This window comes from Burkholderia sp. E168m15, assembly GCF_016586105.1.
In the GTDB taxonomy this organism is placed as follows: Bacteria; Pseudomonadota; Gammaproteobacteria; order Burkholderiales; family Burkholderiaceae; genus Burkholderia; species Burkholderia orbicola.
This window is the reverse complement of sequence record NZ_BCPO01000079.1, coordinates 102,248-116,755: the sequence shown is the minus strand read 5'-3', so window position 1 is coordinate 116,755 and position 14,508 is coordinate 102,248. Positions and strand designations below refer to the sequence as shown.

The window sequence follows — 14,508 nt, the reverse complement described above, 5'->3', positions numbered from 1 at the left end:
GGCGCGTGCGCATCAGAGCGGCGGCAGTTGGCGCGGCTTGCGGTCCGACCCGGTCGCGACGTAGGTGAGCGTCGCTTCGGTGACTTTCACGACTTCGCCCATCAGGCGCATGCGCTGTGCGTACACCTCGACGTCGACGGTGATCGACGTATTGCCGGTGCGCATGATGGTGGCGTAGAAGCTCAGCAGATCGCCGACGAATACCGGCTGCTTGAACACGAACGAGTTGACCGCGACCGTCGCGACGCGGCCGTTCGCGCGCTGGCTCGCGGGGATCGAGCCGGCGATGTCGACCTGCGACATGATCCAGCCGCCGAACACGTCGCCGTGGACGTTCGCGTCGTGGGGTTGCGGGACGACGCGCAGCGCGGGCTGCTTCTGCGGGAGTTCGAGGGTCGAATCGGTCATGGCGGGGGCTTTCATCCTGTAATAAATGAGCCGCCGCGCGCAGGCTTGGCCGGCGAGGGCGCCGGCAGCGGCGCGAAGCGGCTTCTGCGACAATACAACGTTCGCAAATTGTACGAGAAAGCGCGCGAGCCGGCCGTCGAGACACGGTTGGAGCCCCGCCGCGGAACCCTTCCCCATGCGCCGATTTCCCGCTTCCGGCGAGCCCGCGCCGGCTTCGACCGGGCCTCGCAACGACTGGCAGACCATCCGGTCGCTGCTGCCGTACCTGACCACCTACAAATGGCGCGTCGCGCTCGCGCTCGGCTGCCTGATCGGTGCGAAGGTCGCGAACCTCGGCGTGCCGGTCGTGATGAAGCGCATCGTCGACCATCTGTCCTACGTGCAGCAGCTCACCGCGCTCGGCCGTGCCGAACAGTCGGCCGGCATCGTGCTCGCGGGCGGCGTCGGGCTGCTGGTGGTCGCGTATGCGCTCGTGCGGCTGTCGACGTCGCTCTTTACCGAGCTGCGCGAGATCCTGTTCTCGAAGGTCACCGAGAGCGCGGTGCGCCAGCTCGCGCTGCAGGTGTTCCGGCATCTGCACGGGCTGTCGCTGCGGTTTCATCTCGAGCGCCAGACGGGCGGCATGTCGCGCGACATCGAGCGCGGCACGCGCGGCATCCAGCAACTGATTTCGTATTCGCTGTACAGCATCCTGCCGACGCTCGTCGAGGTCGGGCTCGTGCTCGGCTTCTTCGTGGTCAAGTACGAGGCTTACTACGCGTACGTGACGTTCGCCGCGCTGGTCACGTACATCGTGTTCACCGTGAAGGTCACCAACTGGCGCACGCACTTCCGCCGCACGATGAACGAGCTCGATTCGCGCGCGAACTCGCGGGCCATCGATTCGCTGATCAACTACGAGACGGTGAAGTACTTCGGCAACGAGGAGTGGGAGGCGCAGCGCTACGACGAGAACCTGAAGCGCTACCGGAAGGCCGCGATCCGCTCGCAGAACTCGCTGTCGGTGCTGAACTTCGGTCAGCAGGCGATCATCGGCACGGGCCTCGTGTTCATCCTGTGGCGGGCGACGCAGGGCGTGCTCGCGGGCAAGCTGACGCTCGGCGATCTCGTGCTGATCAACACGTTCATGCTGCAGCTGTACATTCCGCTGAACTTTCTCGGCGTCGTCTATCGCGAGCTGAAGCAGAGCCTGACCGACATGGACCGGATGTTCGGGCTGCTGTCCGCGCCGAAGGAAGTGGCCGACCGGCCCGATGCGCGGCCGCTCGCGGTGGCCGGCGCGCAGGTGCGCTTCGAGCACGTGAACTTCGCGTACGAGCCGTCGCGGCAGATCCTGCACGACGTGACGTTTACGATCGAGGCCGGCACGACGACGGCGGTGGTCGGCCACAGCGGTTCGGGGAAATCGACGCTGTCGCGGTTGCTGTTCCGCTTCTACGATCTCGACCGCGAGACGGGCGGTGCGATCCGGATAGACGGTCAGGACATCCGCGACGTCACGCAGGAATCGCTGCGCGCATCGATCGGGATCGTGCCGCAGGACACCGTGCTGTTCAACGACTCGATCTACTACAACATCGCGTACGGCCGGCCGACGGCGACCCGCGACGAGGTGGTCGCGGCCGCGCGCGCCGCGCACATCCACGATTTCATCGAAACTTTGCCGAAGGGCTATGACACGCCGGTGGGCGAGCGCGGGCTGAAGCTGTCGGGCGGCGAGAAGCAGCGCGTCGCGATCGCGCGCACGCTATTGAAGGACCCACCGGTGCTGCTGTTCGACGAAGCGACGTCGGCGCTCGATTCTCGCTCGGAACGCGCGATCCAGCACGAACTCGACCAGATCGCGCGGCATCGCACGACGCTCGTGATCGCGCACCGGCTGTCGACGGTCGTGCACGCGCAGCAGATCCTCGTGATGGACCACGGGCGGATCGTCGAACGCGGCACGCACGACGAACTCGTGCGCGCCGACGGGCTGTATGCGCAGATGTGGGCGCTGCAACAGCAGCGCGCGGCGGCGGGTGGGGAAGAGGCCGAGGCCGCGTAACGGTTTGGAGGCGTGCTGCGTGCCGTGGCGCGCGGCGGGAGCGGGCGGTGTGCCGGCTGTCCGACACCCTGCAGCGTGGCGCCGTCACGGCTGGGTGAGCCGGCGGAGCGTTTCCGGCATTCGCTCCGGAACGGTTCGCGGCTGGTGGACCGCGCGCCGTCCCCGGCCTGTCAGCCCATCGGCCGCCACGCCGGGGAACCGGCAGTCAGTCGCGAAACGATCAGCTTGCCGCGGCGCGCAGTCGCGCGTCGAGTTCGCCGAGCTGCGCGGGCGTGCCGACGTTCTCCCAGATGCCTTCGTACAGTTCGCCGCTCGCGTGGCCGGCTTCGATCGCCGCGCGATAGTACGGCGTCAGCGCGCGCCGCGTGCCGGGCGCGAGATCGCGGAACATCCGCGTGTCGTACAGGCCGATGTTGCCGAACGTGAAGCGCGCGGCACCGTCGAGCGCCAGACGACCGTCGTCGCCGAGCGCGAAGTCGCCGGCCGGGTGGAACGGCGGGTTCGGCACCATCACCAGGTGCATCGCCGGCGTGTCGAGCGCGGCCATCCGGGCGGCGCGCGGCGCGAGCGTCCGGTAGTCGAACGCGCAGTACACGTCGCCGCTGACGGCCGCGAACACGGCCGGCTGTCCATCACGCTCGATGAGCGGCAGCGCCTGCGCGATGCCGCCCGCGGTCTCCAGCGCGTCGCCTTCGGCCGAATACGCGAGCCGCACGCCCCAGCGCGAACCGTCGCCGAGCGCCGCCTCGATCTGCTCGCCGAGCCACGCGTGGTTGATCACGATCGTCTCGATGCCCGCCCGCGCGAGCGCCTCGATCTGCCAGACGATCAGCGGCTTGCCGCCGGCTTCGAGCAGCGGTTTCGGGCGGGTGTCGGTCAGCGGACGCATCCGCTCGCCGCGTCCGGCGGCGAAGATCATCGCCGTGGTCAGGGTAGTGCTCATGTTCGACTGGACGTGAGGACGGTCAGAACGTATAGCCGACGTCGGCCGGTGCGTTGCCCTCGAGCTCGTCGAGCAGCTTCGCGAACGGCACGAGCGGGCGATAGCGCAGCGCGACCTTGCGCGCATAGGTCAGGAAGCGCGGCAGGTCGTTCAGGTAGTGCGGCTTGCCGTCGCGGTAGTTGATGCGCGCGAACAGGCCGAGAATCTTGATATGGCGCTGCAGCCCCATCCATTCGAGCTGGCGGTAGAACTCGCCGAAATCCGGATCGACCGGCAGGCCGGCCTTTTTCGCCTTTTCCCAGTAATACGCGAAGCAGTCGAGCTCGAACTCCTCGTCCCAGCTGATGAAGGCGTCGCGCAGCAGCGACACGACGTCGTACGTCAGCGGTCCGTATACGGCGTCCTGGAAGTCGAGCACGCCGGGGTTCGGCTCGCAGACCATCAGGTTGCGCGGCATGAAGTCGCGCAGCATGAAACCCTGCGGCTGCGCGTGCGCGCTCGCGACCAGCAGCGCGAAGGTGCGGTCGAGCGTGCCGCGCATCGCGTCGGTGACCGGCTTGCCGAGGTGGCGGCCGACGAACCATTCGGGCAGCAGCTCCATTTCGCGGCGCAGGAACGCTTCGTCGAACGGCGGCAGCACGTCGGGCTTCGACGTGAGCTGGAAGCGGATCAGCGCATCGAGCGCGGCGCGCATCAGCGGGCGTGCGGCGGTCGGGTCCGCCGGATCGAGCACCGAGATGTACGACGTGCGGCCGAGGTCGGTCACGAGCATGAAGCCCGCGTCGAAATCGTGGGCCAGCACGTCCGGCACGTGGTCGCCGGCCGCGGCGAGCAACTGCGCGACCTGGACGAACTCGCGGCACTTCTCGGGCGGCGGCGCATCGACCGCGATCAGCGTGCCGCCGGGGCTCGCGGCCGACGCGACGCGGAAATAGCGGCGGAAACTGGCGTCCGACGAGGCGGGCGCGAGGGTCGACAGGTCGAGGGCGTAGCGCTCGGCGAGCGGGTGCAGCCACGCGGTGAGCGCGTCGAGGCGGGCGTCGGGCTGGGATGCGGCGGATGGGGGCGTCATGAAACTCGGCGGAGGGGGGAACGTCTTGCCATATAATACCCCACGACTTTTTTGACGCGCCCCGCGTCAGCTTCCGCCGTGCAGGCCCGCCGCCTGTCGCGCCGTCCGCCCGATCGCCTCCCCGGTTTGCGAAGAGCCGCAGTCGCGGCTCGACGGCGCGGCCGCCGCGCGCGAGGTGCCGTGCAGGCGCGGTTGACAAGGGGCGATTCGCCAAACGATAGATGCCGCCCAAACCGCTATTCCCGAATGTTTTCCCCGGTGACGGGGCGCCGCGCAAACGGCGGCTCGCGCTCGCGCTCCTGGCCGTGCCCGGCCTCGTGCCGGCCGTGTCGTATGCGCAGCTGTCGGGCGCGGCTGCGCAGCCGCAGCCGCTCGACTCGCCGTGGGATCTGCGTCTCGCGCCCCAGCTCGAGGATCATCCGCTGAAGGACGGCGCGAAGCCGGCCGCCTTCGTGATCGCCGACCATACGAGCGGCACCGCCGAGCAGGATCTCGCCGCGAAGGGCTCGGCCGAGCTGCGGCGCGGCGACGCCGTCGTGAAGGCCGACGCGATCCACTACGATCAGGATACCGACATGGCCGATGCGTACGGCCAGGTCAAGGTGATCAATGGCGGCACGTCGTTCGCCGGCCCCGAGGCGCACCTGAAGATCGAGGCGAACCAGGGCTTCATGACCGCGCCGAAGTATCACTTCAACGTGACGGGCGGCTCGGGCAGCGCGGAGCGTGTCGACATGGTCGACAACGAGCGCTCGGTGTTCGTCAACGGCACGTACACGGCGTGCCAGTGCTCGACGAACCCCGCTTGGTACATCAAGGGCAGCCGCTTCGATTTCGATACGGGCGCCGACGAAGGCACCGCGCGCAACGGCGTGCTGTTCTTCCAGGGCGTGCCGATCTTCGCGAGCCCGTGGATGACGTTCCCGCTGTCGGGCGAGCGGCGCAGCGGCCTGCTGCCGCCGACGTTCTCGATGAACTCGAGCAACGGCTTCGAGCTGTCGCTGCCGTACTACTTCAACATCGCGCCGAACCGCGACCTGACGCTCACGCCGCGCATCATCTCGCGGCGCGGCGTGATGACCGAAGCGACGTTCCGCTATCTGTCGCCGTCGTATTCGGGCACGTTTACGGCCAATTACCTGCCGGATGACCGGCTCGCGCACCGCAACCGCTACGCGATCTACTGGCAGCACCAGCAGAACTTCGGCGGCGGCTTCGGCGGCTACGTCTATTACAACAAGGTCTCGGACAACACGTATCCCGAAGACCTCGGCTCGGCGAACCAGTTCATCAACGGGACGCAGACGCTGTACCAGCAGGAAGCGGGCCTCACGTACAACAACGGCCCGTGGTCGGTGCTCGCGCGCTACCAGCACTGGCAGACGCTGCCGCCGTCGATCGCGCCGTACAGCCGCGAGCCGCAGTTGAACGTGAAGTACACGAAGTACAACGTCGGCGGGTTCGACTTCGGCGCGGAAGCCGACTATTCGCGGTTCCGCATCACGACCGCCGATGCGACCGAAGGCGACCGGATCGTCTTCAACCCGTACATCTCGTACGGCGTGTACGGCCCCGGCTACTTCGTCGTGCCGAAGGTCCAGTACCACTTCGCGTCGTACGACCTGAACTACCTGTCGTCGACCACGCCGAACAGCCCGAAGCGCTTCACCGAGTCGATCCCGACCGTGACCTTCGACACGGGCCTGATCTTCGATCGCTCGGTGCGCCTGTTCGGCCAGGACTTCATCCAGACCCTCGAGCCGCGCCTGTACTACGTGTACACGCCGTATCGCGACCAGTCGAACGCGCCGCTGTTCGACACCGCGGAATCGGACTTCGGCCTCGCGGAAATCTACCAGCCGAACACGTTCGTCGGGAACGACCGGATCGCCGATGCGAACCGGATCACGGCCGGCCTGACGTCGCGCTTCATCGATCCGCGCACCGGCGACGAGCGCGCGCGCTTCGTGATCGCGCAGCAGTACTACTTCGCCGATCAGCGCGTCACGCTGAACCCCGGGCAGGCCGCCGTGCTGGCGCGCCACTCCGACCTGATCGTCGGCGCCGCGCTGAAGCTCGGCTCGGGCTTCATGTCCGAGACGGCATTCCAGTACAACCAGAACAACAACCAGCTCGTGAAGTCGAGCGTCGGTTTCGGCTACAGCCCGGGCGAGCGCCGCGTGATCAACGTCGGCTACCGCTATACGCGTGCGAACACCACCCTCGACAACCAGCCGATCAACCAGTTCCTGGTGTCCGCGCAATGGCCGCTCACGCGCCGCCTGTATGCGATCGGCCGTTTCAACTACGACCTCGCCGGAGATCGCGTGGTCGACGGTCTGGTCGGCTTACAATACGACGCGGATTGCTGGGCGCTCGGGGTCGGGGTGCAGCGGGCCGCGAACGGCATCAATTCGTCGGGACAGCAGAACTCGTCGACGCGATTCATGATGCAGCTGACGCTCAAGGGCCTGTCGACCGTCGACAACGGCCTCGTGTCCGCATTCCGCGCCGGGGTGCCGGGCTACACGCCGTTGCCGCCGCCGCCGCCGCCGATGTCCCGCTTCAGCAACTACGAGTAACGCCGGCATGTCTGCACCGGTCAGCACGATTTCAATGGAGTTCCAGTGGCAATGAAGAAAACCCTTCGTTTCGCGGCAGTCGTGTCCAGCCTCGCCGCGTCCGCCGCGCTGCTCGTCGCCGCGCCGGCCGCGGCGCAGGCGCTCGGTTCGCAAGGTGCGCAGCTCGCCGACGAAGTCGTCGCGGTCGTCAACAACGACGTGATCACGGGCCGCGAACTCGACCAGCGCGTCGGCCTGATCGCGCGCCGGCTGCAGCAGCAGAACGCGCCGGTGCCGCCGGCCGACCAGCTGCGCGCGCAGGTGCTGAACCAGATGGTGCTCGAGCGTATCCAGGTGCAGAAGGCCAAGGACGACGGAATCCGTATCGACGACGCGACCGTGCAGGCCACGCTGCAGCGTCTCGCGCAGGCGAACGGGATGACGCTCGACCAGTACCGCGGGCGCCTCGAGGCGCAAGGCGTGCCCTGGAGCATCTTCACGAACGACGCGCGCACCGAGCTGATGCTGTCGAAGCTGCGCGAGCGCGAGGTCGACGGCAAGATCACGGTGTCGGACGCCGAGGTCGCGAACTACATCGCGAGCCAGCGCGGGCCGAACGCGTCGCAGCAGCAGGACCTGCGCTTCCAGCACATCTTCATCAAGGCGCCCACCAACGCGCCGCAGGCCGACATCGAGGCCGCGCAGAAGAAGGCCGACGCGCTGCTGCAGCAGGCGAAGTCGGGCGCCGATTTCGAGCGCCTCGCGAAGAACAACTCCGAAGCGAACGACGCGAAGAAGGGCGGCGATCTCGGCTTCAAGTCGCCGAGCGCGCTGCCGGCCGACGTCGTCGACGCCGCGTCGAAGCTGCGCCCGGGCCAGGTCAACCCGACGCTGATCCGCGTGCCGGACGGCTTCGAGATCGTGCGCCTCGTCGATCGCCGCCAGAGCCAGGGCGCGAGCGCCGCGGCGCCGAAGATCGTCCAGACGCACGTGCGCCATATCCTGCTGCGCGTCGGCGAAGGCAAGTCCGAAGGCCAGGCGCGCCAGCAACTGGTCGACATCCGCAACCAGGTCGAGGCCGGCGGCGATTTCGCGAAGTTCGCGCGCACCTATTCGCAGGACGGTTCCGCGTCGCAGGGCGGCGATCTCGGCTGGATCAGCCCGGGCGAGACCGTGCCGGAATTCGAGCGCGCGATGAACAACCTGCAGGACGGCCAGATCAGTCAGCCGATTCGTACCGAATACGGCTACCACCTGATCCAGGTGCTGAACCGCCGCGAGGCGGAAGGGTCGGTGCAGCAGCAGATGGACATCGCCCGTCAGGCGATCGGCCAGCGCAAGGCCGAGCAGGCGTATGCCGACTGGCTGCGCGAGCTGCGCGACTCGTCGTACGTGCAGTACAAGATCGGCGGCGTCGGCCCGGCGAACTGAGCGAGCATCAATGACCACGCCCGCGCTGCAGATCGCGATCACGACCGGCGAACCCGCGGGAGTCGGCCCGGAGCTGACCGTGCAGGCGCTGCGTGACGCCGCGCAGCGCTGGCCCGATGCGCATTTCACCGTGCTCGGCGATGCGGCGCTGCTCGACGCGCGGGCCGCGGCGGTCGGCGCCGACCCGGCCACGCTGGCCGGCAGCGCGCAGGTGTCGGTCGCGCATCACGCGCTGGCCGTGCCCGCGCAGGCGGGCAAGCTGGACGCGGCGAACGGCCGGTACGTGCTCGGCCTGCTCGACGCGGCGATCGACGGCGCGCTGGCGGGCCGGTACGACGCGATCGTCACCGCACCGCTGCAGAAAAGCACGATCAACGATGCGGGCGTGCCGTTCACCGGCCATACCGAATACCTGGCCGAGCGCACGCATACGCCGCGCGTCGTGATGATGCTGGCCGGCACCGGCCACCGGCCGCTGCGTGTCGCCCTCGCGACCACGCACCTGCCGCTGAAGGACGTATCGGCCGCGCTGACGATCGACGGGCTCGTCGAGACGCTCGCGATCATCGATCGTGACCTGCGGCGCGACTTCGGTCTCGCCGCACCGCGCATCCTCGTGACGGGCCTGAACCCGCACGCGGGCGAGAACGGTTATCTCGGCCGCGAGGAGATCGACGTGATCTCGCCGGCACTGGCCCGCGCGAACGCGCAACACATCGACGCGCGCGGCCCGTATCCGGCCGACACGCTGTTCCAGCCGCGCCATCTGGCCGATGCCGATTGCGTACTCGCGATGTTCCATGACCAGGGTCTGCCCGTGCTGAAGTACGCGACGTTCGGCGAGGGCATCAACGTGACGCTCGGGCTGCCGATCATCCGCACGTCGGTCGATCACGGCACCGCACTCGATCTGGCCGGCACGGGCCGCGCGGATCCGGGCAGCATGATCGCCGCGCTCGATACGGCCGTCACGATGGCGCGCCATCGCCGCGCAGCCTGACGCTGCCGGTTTACCCCATTCGTCGTATTTTTCGTTTCATTCAGTCGATGTCGAACAGCAGACAGCACCAAGGCCATTTCGCGCGCAAGCGCTTCGGGCAGAACTTCCTCGTCGATCACGGCGTGATCGACTCGATCGTCGCGACGATCGGCCCCGCGCGCGGCCAGCGGATGGTCGAGATCGGCCCGGGGCTCGGCGCGCTGACCGGGCCGCTGATCGAGCGTCTCGCGACGCCCGAGTCGCCGCTGCACGCGGTCGAACTCGACCGCGACCTGATCGGGCGCCTGCAGCAACGCTTCGGCGCGCTGCTGGAGCTGCACGCGGGCGACGCGCTCGCGTTCGACTTCCGGTCGCTCGCGGCGCCCGGCGACAAGCCGTCGCTGCGGATCGTCGGCAATCTGCCGTACAACATTTCCAGCCCGCTGCTGTTTCACCTGATGACGTTCGCCGATGCGGTCATCGACCAGCATTTCATGCTGCAGAACGAAGTCGTCGAGCGGATGGTCGCGGAGCCGGGCACGAAGGCGTTTTCGCGGCTGTCCGTGATGCTGCAGTACCGCTACGTGATGGAAAAGATGCTCGACGTGCCGCCGGAATCGTTCCAGCCGCCGCCGAAGGTCGATTCGGCGATCGTCCGGATGATTCCGTACGAGCCGCACGAACTGCCGGACGTCGATCCGGTACTGCTCGGCGAAATCGTCACGGCCGCGTTCTCGCAGCGTCGCAAGATGCTGCGCAATACGCTCGGCGACTACCGCGAGACGATCGATTTCGATGCGCTCGGCTTCGATCTCGCGCGCCGGGCGGAGGACGTGAGCGTGGCCGAATACGTCGGCGTCGCGCAGGCGCTGGCGGCGCTGCGCAAGGCCGGATGACGGACGCGCGTGGCGCGAGCCCACCCCCGGCCGTATCGAAGAGGGCTGCCCGACCGGCAGCCTTTTTTATTGCCCGCGCGTGTTGCGCCGGCCGTCACGCCCGCCGGCGCGGCGGCGCGTTGACGAGCGCGATGCCGGTCAGCACGAGCGCGGCCGCCGACATGAAGCGCCAGCCGACCGATTCGCCGAGCAGCAGCACGCCGAACGCGACGCCGAACAGCGGCGACAGGAACGTGAAGACGGACAGCCGGGACGCGCTGTAGCGCGTCAGCAGCCAGAACCACGACAGGTAGCTGACGAACGCGACGATCACCGACTGGTACGCGAGGCTCGCGAGCGCGACCGGCGTGACCTGCGCGAACGACATCTGGCCGCACAGCGCGGCGAGCGCGACCAGAACGAGCGCCGATACCGCGAGCTGGTAGAACAGCGTCTTGCTCGCGCTGGCCCGCGCGAGCGCCGTCGAGCGCACGACGACCGTCGTCGCGGCCCACATCGCGCCGCCGAGGATGCCGAGCGCGTCGCCGGCGAGCCCGGCCAGCACGGACGCGCCGGGCATGCGCGGCTTCAGGAAGCCGTCCGCGAACGCGAGCGCGATGCCGGCGAATGCAAGGCCGACGCCGGCCCATTGCGCGCGCTGCAGCCGCTCGCCCGGTGCGAACAGGTGCAGGCCGAGCGCGGTGAAGCACGGCGCCGTGTACAGGAAGATCGCCATGTGCGACGCGCTCGTCAGCGTCAGCCCGAAGAACACGCAGATGAATTCGCCGGCGAACAGCGCACCGGCCGCGAGCCCCGCACCGAACGTGCCGTCCGCCTGAAACAGCGGCGTGCCGCGCGAGCGCGCCCAGCCCCATAGCAGCAGCGCGGCGATCGCCGAGCGCAGCCCGGCCTGGAACATCGGCGCGATCGCGGCGTTCGTGCTTTTGATCGCGACCTGCTGGAAGCCCCAGATCGCGCACAGCAGCAACATCAGGCCGACGGCACGTGTATCGAGGGTGCGGCGCACGGGGGCGGCGGCAAGCGCGGTCATCGGCGCGCCTCGTGGGGCGGGCATGGCGGCAACGAGGTTAGGCGGGCGGCGCGTCCGGCGCGCTCGAATCGGCGGTTTCGCACGGCAGTGTGGCGGCAACGAAAGAGGGTGGTCGCGGTCGGGCGGCGGCTCGCATGCCCGCTTTTGGTGCGAAGTGGAAGGATGTTACCCGATCGGCGCGGTGACCGGGCGAGCTGGATCGTGCCGTTTCCGCCGCTGCACTCTTGCTCGCGCCGGTGCAGCCGACACGCTGCATCGGCTGCGCCCCCGGGCTAGGCGCCCCCGGCGAGATTCACCCGACTCCGGTAGAATTTCCGGTTCTGGAAAGTCCCCACAGGAGTACAACACATGCGTTTGCTGCATACGATGCTGCGAGTCGGCGATCTCGACCGCTCGATCAAGTTCTACACCGAATTGCTCGGCATGAAGCTGCTGCGTCGCGAGGATTATCCGGAAGGCAAGTTCACGCTCGCGTTCGTCGGCTACGAAGACGAGAGCACGGGCACCGTGATCGAGCTGACCCACAACTGGGAGACGCCGTCCTACGATCTCGGCAACGGTTTCGGCCATCTGGCGGTGGCGGTCGACGATGCGTACGCGGCCTGCGAGAAGATCAAGGCGCAAGGCGGCAAGGTCACGCGCGAGGCGGGCCCGATGAAGCACGGCACGACCGTGATCGCGTTCGTCGAGGATCCGGACGGCTACAAGATCGAGTTCATCCAGAAGAAGTAAGCGCCGGACGAACCGGGCCGCGGCATGCGCCGCGGCAGCGAAAAAGGGCGATGCGGGATAATCCGCATCGCCCTTTTCGTTGGCGCCGAAGCCGTGCGCGTCAAAGCGACGGCAGCAGCTCGGGCGGGTGATGCTTGAGCGTGTGCCGTGCTTCGCGGAACTCGGGGAAGATCGATTCGACGGTCTGCCAGAAGGCCGGGCTGTGGTTCATCTCGCGCAGGTGCGACAGCTCGTGCGCGACGACGTAGTCGATGATCGACATCGGGAAATGAATCAGCCGCCAGTTCAGGCGGATCTTGCCGTCGCTCGAGCAACTGCCCCAGCGCGTCGCGGCCGACGACAGCGCATACATCGAATACGTGACGCCGAGCTTTTCCGCGTAGACCACGAGGCGTTCGCCGAAGATGCGTTTCGCTTCGCCCTGCAGCCAGCCTTGCACGCGATCCTTGATCTGCTGCATGTCGGCCTGCACGGGCAGCGGCAGCGACAGCCGCAGCGCATCGGCGTCGAACGCGACGGCGCCCGCGCCGAGCGCGATCGTCACCGTCTTGCCGAGATACGGCAGCTGCGCGCCGTCGCGCCAGTCGATTTGCGGCAGCGCGCGCTGCTCGGTGCGCGTCTTCCACTCCGCGAGCTTCGCGAAGATCCAGCGTTGTTTCTCGGCGATCGCCGCTTCGATATCGGCGAGCGTGACCCAGCGCGGCGCGGTGATCGACAACCCGCTGCCGTCGATCGTGAAGCCGATCGTGCGGCGCGCGGAGCGCCTCAGCCGGTATTCGAGCACGCGACTGTCGAGCGCGAACGTGCGCACGCGCGAGCGATCGGGCGCCCGGCCCGGATCGAGCGGCGCGGCGGGGGCGGCTTCGGGCGGTGCCGGCGGGGCGGCAGGCGCCGACGGCGCAGCGGCCGGCCCGTCGAAGAGTGGCAGATCCATCTGGCGATGATCGAGGGCCACGACGGCAGGCCGTGGCCGCGGACGCTGTTTCATCAGTTCGCTTCTTTTTGTCGTACGCAACGGCTGCAATCCGGGGCGTCAGGCGCGCGCGGCATCGCGGGTGCCGGCGTTGCCCGCCTGACGATACGCCTCGGGATCGATGCGGCGCATTTCCGCTTCGATCCACGCTTCGACCTGCGAGTTCAATGCGTCGGGCGTCAGCCCTTCGCTCGCGATCGGCTTGCCGATCGACACCGTGACGACGCCCGGGAATTTCGTGAACGAGTTGCGCGGCCACACACGACCTGCATTGTGCGCGATCGGCACGACCGGCGTGCCGGTTTCGATCGCGAAGCGCGCGCCGCCCGTCTTGTATTTGCCCTGCTTGCCGACCGGCGTGCGCGTGCCTTCGGGGAACATGATCATCCATGCGCCTTCCGACAGGCGCTTCTTGCCCTGGCGGATCACCGACGCGAACGCGTTCTTGCCTTCCTTGCGATTGATGTTGACCATGTGCAGCAGCCCGAGCGCCCAGCCGAAGAACGGCACGTACAGCAGCTCGCGCTTGAACACATAGCACAGCGGCTTGGGCATCAGCGCCGGAAACGCGAGCGTCTCCCACGCGGACTGGTGCTTCGACAGCAGCACGGCCGGGCCGTCGGGCAGGTTCTCGAACCCTTCGATCCGGTAGCGGATGCCGTTCAGCCAGCGCACGACCCACAGCGTCGACTTGCACCAGCCGGCCGCCATCCAGTAGCGCGCGTCGGGGCGCATGAACGGGAACGCGATGAAACACGCGGTGGCGTACGGCACCGTGTACAGGATGAAGTAGATCAGCAGCAGCAGGGAGCGGACGAAGCGCATCGGCGTGAGTCTGGCGTTGGGGAGGATGCGCGCGGCAGCCGCATCACTCGTGTTCGTGTGAAAGAAAATCGAGCGCAAACGCGCGCAGATCGTCGTGGACCTTCGTGCCGTCCGGCAGATTGCCTGCGGCGAGCGTCTTCTTGCCCTTGCCGGTCAGCACGAGGTGCGGCTGGAAGCCGACCGCGACGCCGGCTTGCAGGTCGCGCAGCGAATCGCCGACGACCGGCGTGTGAGCGGGATCGATCTCGAAGCGCTCGGCGATCATCTGCATCATGCCCGGTTTCGGCTTGCGGCAGTCGCAGTGATCCTCGGCCGTGTGCGGGCAGAAGAACACCGCGTCGATGCGTGCGCCGACCGCGGCCGCCGCGCGATGCATTTTCAGGTGCATCTCGTTGAGCGCGGCCATGTCGAACAGCCCGCGACCGATGCCGGACTGGTTGGTCGCCACGACCACGCGGTAGCCCGCGTGGTTGAGCCGGGCGATCGCCTCGAAGCTGCCGGGCAGCGCGATCCATTCGTCGGGCGTCTTGATGAACGCATCCGAATCGACGTTGATCACGCCGTCCCGGTCGAGGACGACGAGCTTTCGGTTGGGGCTGGTCGGCATCGTG

13 protein-coding genes are annotated in these 14,508 nt (G+C 68.0%); 6 read left to right on the top strand and 7 right to left on the bottom strand.

What is annotated here, in order from left to right:
* Window positions 1-12: 12 nt before the first annotated feature.
* Window positions 13-408 (bottom strand): acyl-CoA thioesterase, encoded by a 396-nt coding sequence (locus JMF86_RS13510; RefSeq protein WP_027809384.1) that lies wholly within the window; start codon window positions 406-408, stop codon window positions 13-15.
* Between the two features lie 175 nt (window positions 409-583).
* Here JMF86_RS13510 and JMF86_RS13505 point away from each other — a divergent pair, with 175 nt between their 5' ends.
* Window positions 584-2,455 (top strand): ABC transporter ATP-binding protein/permease, encoded by a 1,872-nt coding sequence (locus JMF86_RS13505; RefSeq protein ID WP_011546176.1) that lies wholly within the window; start codon window positions 584-586, stop codon window positions 2,453-2,455.
* 220 nt (window positions 2,456-2,675) lie between these two features.
* Here the strand turns inward: JMF86_RS13505 and murU are convergent, their stop codons facing one another.
* Together murU and JMF86_RS13495 are read right to left on the bottom strand one after the other, a co-directional pair.
* Window positions 2,676-3,398 carry an N-acetylmuramate alpha-1-phosphate uridylyltransferase MurU gene (gene murU / locus JMF86_RS13500; RefSeq protein WP_011546175.1) on the bottom strand — a complete coding sequence of 241 codons (723 nt, stop codon included), beginning with the start codon at window positions 3,396-3,398 and terminating at the stop codon, window positions 2,676-2,678.
* 22 nt (window positions 3,399-3,420) lie between these two features.
* On the bottom strand, window positions 3,421-4,470 hold the full coding sequence (locus JMF86_RS13495) for an aminoglycoside phosphotransferase family protein (RefSeq protein WP_011546174.1): 1,050 nt from the start codon (window positions 4,468-4,470) through the stop codon (window positions 3,421-3,423).
* A 221-nt stretch (window positions 4,471-4,691) separates the two neighbouring features.
* Between JMF86_RS13495 and JMF86_RS13490 the strand changes: the two genes are divergently transcribed.
* Genes JMF86_RS13490 through rsmA form a run of 4 tightly spaced genes read left to right on the top strand, consistent with a single transcriptional unit; the run spans window position 4,692 to window position 10,337 of the window.
* Window positions 4,692-7,052, top strand: a complete 2,361-nt coding sequence (locus JMF86_RS13490) for an LPS-assembly protein LptD (RefSeq protein WP_011546173.1) — start codon at window positions 4,692-4,694, stop codon at window positions 7,050-7,052.
* 51 nt (window positions 7,053-7,103) lie between these two features.
* Complete coding sequence (locus JMF86_RS13485) at window positions 7,104-8,462, top strand: peptidylprolyl isomerase (protein ID WP_011546172.1); 1,359 nt, start codon at window positions 7,104-7,106, stop codon at window positions 8,460-8,462.
* Between the two features lie 10 nt (window positions 8,463-8,472).
* Complete coding sequence (pdxA, locus tag JMF86_RS13480; protein ID WP_011546171.1) at window positions 8,473-9,462, top strand: 4-hydroxythreonine-4-phosphate dehydrogenase PdxA; 990 nt, start codon at window positions 8,473-8,475, stop codon at window positions 9,460-9,462.
* Between the two features lie 47 nt (window positions 9,463-9,509).
* Window positions 9,510-10,337 (top strand): 16S rRNA (adenine(1518)-N(6)/adenine(1519)-N(6))-dimethyltransferase RsmA, encoded by an 828-nt coding sequence (rsmA, locus tag JMF86_RS13475; protein WP_011546170.1) that lies wholly within the window; start codon window positions 9,510-9,512, stop codon window positions 10,335-10,337.
* A gap of 94 nt (window positions 10,338-10,431) precedes the next feature.
* Here rsmA and JMF86_RS13470 read toward each other — a convergent pair whose 3' ends face one another.
* Window positions 10,432-11,367 (bottom strand): DMT family transporter, encoded by a 936-nt coding sequence (locus JMF86_RS13470; RefSeq protein WP_011546169.1) that lies wholly within the window; start codon window positions 11,365-11,367, stop codon window positions 10,432-10,434.
* Between the two features lie 348 nt (window positions 11,368-11,715).
* On the opposite strand from JMF86_RS13470, the gene gloA reads away from it, so the two are divergent.
* A complete protein-coding gene (gloA, locus tag JMF86_RS13465; RefSeq protein WP_006477863.1) occupies window positions 11,716-12,099 on the top strand; it encodes a lactoylglutathione lyase in 384 nt (127 codons plus the stop codon).
* Window positions 12,100-12,199: 100 nt separating this feature from the next.
* Here the strand turns inward: gloA and JMF86_RS13460 are convergent, their stop codons facing one another.
* The 3 genes from JMF86_RS13460 to gmhB are packed head-to-tail and all read right to left on the bottom strand — an operon-like array spanning window position 12,200 to window position 14,504.
* Window positions 12,200-13,087 carry a M48 family metallopeptidase gene (locus JMF86_RS13460; protein WP_011546168.1) on the bottom strand — a complete coding sequence of 296 codons (888 nt, stop codon included), beginning with the start codon at window positions 13,085-13,087 and terminating at the stop codon, window positions 12,200-12,202.
* Window positions 13,088-13,132: 45 nt separating this feature from the next.
* Entirely contained in the window at window positions 13,133-13,897 is a 765-nt protein-coding gene (locus tag JMF86_RS13455; RefSeq protein ID WP_011546167.1) for a 1-acyl-sn-glycerol-3-phosphate acyltransferase, read from the bottom strand.
* Between the two features lie 43 nt (window positions 13,898-13,940).
* On the bottom strand, window positions 13,941-14,504 hold the full coding sequence (gmhB, locus tag JMF86_RS13450) for a D-glycero-beta-D-manno-heptose 1,7-bisphosphate 7-phosphatase (protein WP_011546166.1): 564 nt from the start codon (window positions 14,502-14,504) through the stop codon (window positions 13,941-13,943).
* Window positions 14,505-14,508: the final 4 nt, after the last annotated feature.

Coding starts and splice junctions, on each gene's coding strand:
- JMF86_RS13495 (WP_011546174.1), bottom strand. CDS start 4,470: ATGACGCCCCCATCCGCCGCATCCCAGCCCGACGCCCGCCTCGACGCG.
- gmhB (WP_011546166.1), bottom strand. CDS start 14,504: ATGCCGACCAGCCCCAACCGAAAGCTCGTCGTCCTCGACCGGGACGGC.
- JMF86_RS13485 (WP_011546172.1), top strand. CDS start 7,104: ATGAAGAAAACCCTTCGTTTCGCGGCAGTCGTGTCCAGCCTCGCCGCG.
- JMF86_RS13460 (WP_011546168.1), bottom strand. CDS start 13,087: ATGAAACAGCGTCCGCGGCCACGGCCTGCCGTCGTGGCCCTCGATCAT.
- JMF86_RS13505 (WP_011546176.1), top strand. CDS start 584: ATGCGCCGATTTCCCGCTTCCGGCGAGCCCGCGCCGGCTTCGACCGGG.
- rsmA (WP_011546170.1), top strand. CDS start 9,510: ATGTCGAACAGCAGACAGCACCAAGGCCATTTCGCGCGCAAGCGCTTC.
- JMF86_RS13470 (WP_011546169.1), bottom strand. CDS start 11,367: ATGACCGCGCTTGCCGCCGCCCCCGTGCGCCGCACCCTCGATACACGT.
- gloA (WP_006477863.1), top strand. CDS start 11,716: ATGCGTTTGCTGCATACGATGCTGCGAGTCGGCGATCTCGACCGCTCG.
- JMF86_RS13510 (WP_027809384.1), bottom strand. CDS start 408: ATGACCGATTCGACCCTCGAACTCCCGCAGAAGCAGCCCGCGCTGCGC.
- JMF86_RS13490 (WP_011546173.1), top strand. CDS start 4,692: ATGCCGCCCAAACCGCTATTCCCGAATGTTTTCCCCGGTGACGGGGCG.
- murU (WP_011546175.1), bottom strand. CDS start 3,398: ATGAGCACTACCCTGACCACGGCGATGATCTTCGCCGCCGGACGCGGC.
- pdxA (WP_011546171.1), top strand. CDS start 8,473: ATGACCACGCCCGCGCTGCAGATCGCGATCACGACCGGCGAACCCGCG.
- JMF86_RS13455 (WP_011546167.1), bottom strand. CDS start 13,897: ATGCGCTTCGTCCGCTCCCTGCTGCTGCTGATCTACTTCATCCTGTAC.